Genomic DNA, 5,298 nt, shown 5'->3' with positions numbered 1-5,298 from the left:
TTGATTTTCATTGAGTATAAGTTCATTTTCATACGAGCTGGACTAGAGCCTATTCTAAGGCACTAGCTCCTGCTACGATTTCTGTAATTTCTTGTGTAATCGCCGCCTGTCTGGCACGGTTATACTGAATTGTCAAATCATTGATGACTTTCTTAGCATTATCTGTCGCTGTTTGCATGGCTGTCATACCAGCAGCATTTTCAGCTGTCTTGGCATCGATAATGGCACCGTAAATCATACTTTCTGCAAACTGAGGCAACAACTGCTCCAAAATTTCTTCTCGGCTGGTTTCCAATTCAAAAGTTAAGCTGTAGTCTTCATCCGCTTCATTTGGATCCAAGTCAACAATCGGAAGCATTTGTTCCACACGCATTTGACTGGTTAGCGTATTGACATGGTGGTTGTAGCAAACATAGAGTTCATCAAAAAGTTCATTTTGGTACATTTCAACAGTTTTTGAAATAATCTTACGAACTTGATCAAAGCTAGGTTGGTCTGCTAAACCACGTAATTCATAAAGTGGTTGAATACCGCGAGCCTTAAAGAAATCAGCTCCCATTCCACCAATACAGATCATTTCAAAACCTGTACCGTCTGGATGGTATTCTTCCTTCAACTCCATAACGGCTTTCAGAATAGAGGAATTATAACCTCCAACCAAACCGCGGTCTGAAGTAATGACGATGTAGCCTGTCTTCTTAACTGGACGACTAATCAACATGGGATTAGTTGAACCACCAGCTCCATTACCATGAAGAATATCTGTCAAAAGTTTGCGAACCTTCTGAGCGTAAACTTGAAAGTTGCGAGCAGCTTCTTCAGAGCGACCTAGCTTAGCAGCTGAGACCATTTGCATGGCATTAGTGATTTGACTCGTATTTTTTGTTGAGGCGATTTTTGTTTTAATATCATTTAGAGATACTGCCATCTGACACCTCTATTCTTATTGGAAGCTAGATTGATTGAGAAACTCTGTAATCGCAGCATCCAAGACTGCTTCTTCTGGCAAGTCTTTTGTATCACGAATGGTTTCCAAAATCTCTGGATGTTGAGCATCAAAGAAGGCATGGAACTCTTCCTCGAAACGAACAATATCATCTACTGGAACAGTATCCAAGAAACCATGTGTCAAAGCATAAAGAATGGTTACTTGTTTCTCAACAGGTAATGGTTTGTGAACAGGTTGTTTCAAGACTTCAACTGTACGACGACCGCGGTTCAACTTAGCCTGTGTTGCCGCATCCAAGTCAGAACCAAACTTAGTGAAGGCTTCCAACTCACGGTATGAAGCAAGGTCGATACGAAGTGTACCAGCAACCTTCTTCATGGCTTTGATTTGTGCAGAACCACCTACACGTGATACAGATGAACCCGCATCGATGGCTGGACGAATACCCGCATTGAAGAGACCATCACCAAGGAAGATTTGTCCATCAGTGATAGAAATCACATTGGTTGCGATATAGGCCGAGATATCTCCTGCTTGTGTCTCGATAAATGGTAGGGCTGTAATTGATCCACCACCAAGTTCATCAGAAACTTTAGCTGAGCGCTCAAGCAAACGGCTGTGAAGGTAGAAAACATCCCCTGGAAAGGCTTCACGACCTGGAGGACGACGAAGCAAGAGTGACAGTTCACGATAAGCTACCGCTTGTTTTGATAGATCATCGTATACAATCAAAACATGCTTCCCTTGGTACATAAATTCTTCCGCCATGGCAACCCCAGTATAAGGAGCTAGGAAGAGCAATGGAGATGGTTGTGAAGCAGAGGCTGTCACAACGATTGTGTAGTCCAAGGCACCGTACTGACGAAGTGTTTCTACTTGCGTACGAACTGTTGATTCTTTTTGTCCAATTGCGACATAGATACAGATCATATCTTGATCTTTTTGGTTCAAGATTGTATCAATCGCAATGGTTGTTTTCCCTGTCTGACGGTCACCGATAATCAACTCACGTTGACCACGACCAATCGGTACAAGGGCGTCAATAGCTTTCAAACCAGTTTGCAATGGTTCTGAGACTGACTTACGTTGCATGACACCAGGAGCTGGCGCTTCTACTGGACGAGTTTTATCAGTGTGGATTTCTCCCAGACCGTCAACCGGACGACCAAGCGGATCCACAACACGACCAATCAGACTTTCACCTACTGGGACTTCCATGATTTTACCTGTACGGCGGATTGTATCGCCTTCACGAATATCTGTAAAGTCACCTAGGATGATAATACCAACGTCTGTTGACTCCAAGTTTTGAGCCATACCATAAGAGCCGTTTTCAAAGATCAACAACTCTCCACTCATGGCATTGTCAAGGCCATGAGCACGCGCGATACCGTCCCCGATATAGGTTACAACACCTGTTTCAGTCACATCAAAATTGGGTTTGAAATTTTCAATTTGTTGCTTAATTAAAGCGCTGATTTCTTGTGCGTTAATTGCCAAAAGAACACCACTTTCTATTTCAAATTTTCTTTAACAACTTTAAGTTGTTGTTTAATACTCACATCAATTGTCTTGTGATTGGCAAAAATAACAAAACCACCAATGAGACTTTCATCGATTTGTTCTTTTACACTCCTTACTTTCAGAGACATTTTCTTCTCAATCAAAGGGAGCAAACGACTCTTTTGTTCATCAGTTAGAGGATGAGCAGCAGTAATCGTCACTTCAAATCGATTTGTTTCTTTTTCAAGTCGGTCCAAGCAATCTACAAGCACATCATAAAAAAGATTTACTCTGTGATTGTAGGCCAGAACCTGGATAAAGTTTTGTAATAAAGGTGACACAGAGTCTTGGAAAAAAGCAATCGTTTTTTTCTTGTCAGACTCATCTACTGTCACTTTTTTTAAAAAAGAAGGTAAACCTGTTTCTTCAGCAACTTGCTTGATTTGAGTCAAGTCTGAAAAGATACGGGCTTCTTCTCCTTTTTCAAGTACCAATTGGACAAAAGGCATGCTGTATTTTTCAATTACCTTTACTGTTTTCTTGTCCATTAAGCTTCTCCTAGCTGATCGATATACTGATCAATGAGTTCTTTATGGGCATGACCATCAAGGTTTTGTGAGATGATTTTACCAGCTAGGCTGATGGTCAAATCTGCTACCTCACCCTTAACGCTTTGTAAAGCTTCAGCTTTGTTTTGAGCAATTTCTTGGTTTGCTTTTTCTTTTAAGCGTCCTGCTTCTAGTTTAGCATCTACTAAAATACTAGCCTTACTTTGCTCAGCTGTTGCTTTCGCATTCTCAATGATTGCCTTGGCTTCTTTACGGCTACCAGCCAATTCATCTTCGCGTTTTTGAGCCAATACTTCTGCTTTTTGACGGGCTTCTTCAGCTCTGTCAATATCTGAAGCAATTTTTTCAGCTCTTTCTTCGAAAATGCCTGTAATATTAGACCATGCAAATTTTTTAATCAAGACTAGCAAAAGAATAAAAGAGCCAGTGATTAAAATAAAATTACCAATCAATTCACCTACTGTTACGTGCATCAGTTACTCCTTTCTATTCCTCTTCAATATTAATCTTATTCCCTAAATACACAGATGTCAAAAGAGTAAAGACATAAGCTTGGATGCAGGAAATAAAGACAGAAAATGCAGTCCAAGCCAAATTAGCTCCAAAGGCTACTGGATACCAATAAATAGCTTGGTGGGAAAGAAGAAGTAACAAACTCGTCATGACCTCTCCTGCAAAGATATTCCCAAAAATCCGCAAAGCCAAAGATAAGAAGTTTGTAAATTCTTCCAAGATATTCATCGGTATGACAAAAACAGGACTCATAAAAGATTTTATACTTTTTTTAAATCCACGACGACGAACGCTTTCTATATGTGTCAACAAAATGACAAGAAAAGATAAGGTTAAGTCATACTGTAAATTAGCGGTTGGCGAACTCCACCAGTTAGTCCCATCGATCGTTTGAAGCTTTGTCATTAAGCCAAGGTTATTGGCAATCACCATGAAAAGAAATAAACAAAGGAAAAAGAGTGAGTAATCTTTCATGTAGCGCGAACCAATGTTAGGTTCTGTAAATCCAATAACAAAGTCATAGACATACTCAAGTACATTTTGCTTTCCTTTGGGTTTCAAGGTCATATTGCGGCTTGCCCAATAAATAAAGACAAAAATAACTCCCACAATCAACAAGGTCATGGCTAACATAGTCAGATTGAAGATAACAGGACCAATAGAGATGATTGGATTAATACTTTCTTCCATCTAAAATCCTCCCTTTTCTTCTCGTTCCATGTATTTATTTGATAATAAATGAGAAGACAAGAGTTACAAAGAAAGTTCCTTCAATAAAGGCAACACCTAAAAACATCAAACTACGAAACTCAGAAAGCATATCTGGTTGGCGTGCTACTGATTTAAACAGTCCATTCATCAATAAACCTTCACCGACAGATACGCCCATACAGGCAATACATAAGCCTAAAAATGTTAAATTCATAACGAATTCTCCTTTAAAATAAAATTTACTTACTTAGTGTAGTCCTAAAATTTAAATTTGTCAACTTTTAACCGCTATTGGAAGCGTTTAATAAAAATTATTTCCATTTTCTTTCGGATTTCACTCTATTCTGAAAAACTCGAGAGGGGAATCTCGGATTAATGTCAATTTAAAAAGATAGAAAGTTTTTAGTTTAAATAAATTGTTTTAAAATATCAACCACATCACTTCTTTTCTTAACCCGATAAGCCTTGATTCCCAATTTCTCAGCTGCCATTGCATTGTACCCAATATTGCCCAGAAAGACACAATTTCTAGGTTATAACTGGTATTTATCGATAGTTACTCATATACATCAGTCCACCTCCATACTTATGTGCGAGCCTCTCTTTGTATTATACCTCCATACTCACCTTACAGATTCTTTTGCTAATAATATCTTTGCCCAATGTAGGGATAGTCTTGTAACCTAAAGACTTCCTTGTAGCCATACCTTTTATAAAAATCAAGAGCTTGAAACTGGTAGGTATTGACAAAGGCAAAACGACAGTTTCGATTCTTAGCTTCAGTTTCTGCTTGCTGCAATAGTTTTGAACCGATTCCTTGCCCTCTCAGTTCCTCTTTTACAAATAAATACTCGATTTCTAGCCAATTTCTAAAAGTCTCTACTATCAAACCTGCCAGGAGATTGCCCTTTTCATCTTCGACATAAAGATTAAGTGGCTCACTTTCAGCTTCTTCTCTTTTTGAACGGTTATAAACACGAATCAGATTCCCTATTTCTTGCGATTTATGTGATTCCTTATTTTTCAATCTAAAGTATAGTGAAATAAAATAAA

The 5,298-nt window shown here is 38.8% G+C and carries 7 protein-coding genes; all 7 read right to left on the bottom strand.

Going from position 1 to position 5,298, the window contains the following annotated elements; all coding sequences use genetic code 11:
- Nucleotides 1–49: 49 nt before the first annotated feature.
- Complete coding sequence (locus tag HT715_RS09595; RefSeq protein ID WP_000301222.1) at nt 50–928, bottom strand: F0F1 ATP synthase subunit gamma; 879 nt, start codon at nt 926–928, stop codon at nt 50–52.
- A 15-nt stretch (nt 929–943) separates the two neighbouring features.
- A complete protein-coding gene (gene atpA, locus HT715_RS09590; protein WP_138701359.1) occupies nt 944–2,449 on the bottom strand; it encodes a F0F1 ATP synthase subunit alpha in 1,506 nt (501 codons plus the stop codon).
- A 14-nt stretch (nt 2,450–2,463) separates the two neighbouring features.
- The gene (locus HT715_RS09585) at nt 2,464–3,000 is read right to left on the bottom strand and encodes a F0F1 ATP synthase subunit delta (RefSeq protein WP_119942177.1); all 537 of its coding nucleotides are present in this window, start codon (nt 2,998–3,000) and stop codon (nt 2,464–2,466) included.
- On the bottom strand, nt 3,000–3,494 hold the full coding sequence (gene atpF, locus HT715_RS09580) for a F0F1 ATP synthase subunit B (protein ID WP_050313353.1): 495 nt from the start codon (nt 3,492–3,494) through the stop codon (nt 3,000–3,002). Before atpF ends, HT715_RS09585 begins: the two co-directional genes overlap by 1 nt.
- 13 nt (nt 3,495–3,507) lie before the next feature.
- A complete protein-coding gene (gene atpB / locus HT715_RS09575) occupies nt 3,508–4,224 on the bottom strand; it encodes a F0F1 ATP synthase subunit A (protein WP_000392851.1) in 717 nt (238 codons plus the stop codon).
- A 34-nt stretch (nt 4,225–4,258) separates the two neighbouring features.
- The gene (locus HT715_RS09570; RefSeq protein WP_001054562.1) at nt 4,259–4,459 is read right to left on the bottom strand and encodes a F0F1 ATP synthase subunit C; all 201 of its coding nucleotides are present in this window, start codon (nt 4,457–4,459) and stop codon (nt 4,259–4,261) included.
- Nucleotides 4,460–4,888: 429 nt separating this feature from the next.
- Nucleotides 4,889–5,290: a GNAT family N-acetyltransferase gene (locus tag HT715_RS09565; protein WP_078697938.1), complete on the bottom strand. Its 402-nt coding sequence runs from the start codon at nt 5,288–5,290 to the stop codon at nt 4,889–4,891.
- Nucleotides 5,291–5,298 lie beyond the last annotated feature (8 nt).

The organism is Streptococcus sp. 4155 (genome assembly GCF_013276695.1).
Taxonomy (GTDB): Bacteria; Bacillota; Bacilli; order Lactobacillales; family Streptococcaceae; genus Streptococcus; species Streptococcus pseudopneumoniae.
This window is presented reverse-complemented; position numbering and strand designations above follow the sequence as displayed.